The sequence below is a fragment of the Sphingomonas glacialis genome (assembly GCF_006439055.1).
Lineage (GTDB): Bacteria > Pseudomonadota > Alphaproteobacteria > Sphingomonadales > Sphingomonadaceae > Sphingomonas > Sphingomonas glacialis_A.
In genome coordinates, this window is the sequence record NZ_RCZC01000021.1 from 1 (window position 1) to 686 (window position 686).

The 686-nt window shown below is 68.7% G+C and carries 2 pseudogenes; both read right to left on the bottom strand.

The features are described 5' to 3' along the window. Window positions 1–305 (bottom strand): annotated as a pseudogene (locus EAH76_RS23795) (RNA polymerase factor sigma-54); the annotation flags it as partial. A 115-nt stretch (window positions 306–420) separates the two neighbouring features. Then, a pseudogene (locus EAH76_RS23800) lies at window positions 421–686 on the bottom strand (LPS export ABC transporter ATP-binding protein); the annotation flags it as partial.

Genomic DNA, 686 nt, shown 5'->3' on the forward strand with positions numbered 1-686 from the left:
TGGTGGAAGCTCTCGGCGGTGAAATCGACGTCGAGCGACGCCTCGCCCGAATCGCCGCCGCCCAGCAGCAGTTCGTCGGCGGTGGCGGGTTCGTCGCGGATCGGCGTTTCGGCCTCGCGTTCCTGCGTCGGGCCGTCGTCCTCGGGCGCGCTCGCCTCGAGCAGCGGGTTGCGCTCGATCTCCTCGGCGAGGAAGCCCTCGACCTCGAGGTTCGACAGCGCGAGCAGGCGAATCGCCTGCTGGAGCTGCGGCGTCATCACCAGCGATTGCGACTGGCGCAGGTCTAGGCGCGGGGCGAGACTCACCAATACGTCGCCCCGGCGCAGGCTGGGGCCGTTGCGTTTGGCGCGCCCACTCCGCCAGACAACCCAGCGGCCCCGGCCTGCGCCGGGGCGACGAGGCGGGTGGCGTCCAGCATGATCAGAGCGAGAAGCCCTCGCCGAGATACAGCCGCCGCACGTTCGCATCCGCCACCAGTTCGGCGGGCGAGCCGGTGAACAGCACGCGGCCGTCATAGATGATGTACGCGCGGTCGACGATCTCGAGCGTCTCGCGCACGTTGTGATCGGTGATCAGCACGCCGATCCCGCGATTCTTGAGCTCGCAGATCAGATCGCGAATGTCGGCGATCGACAGCGGATCGATGCCCGCGAAGGGCTCGTCGAGCAGCATGATCGACGGATCGG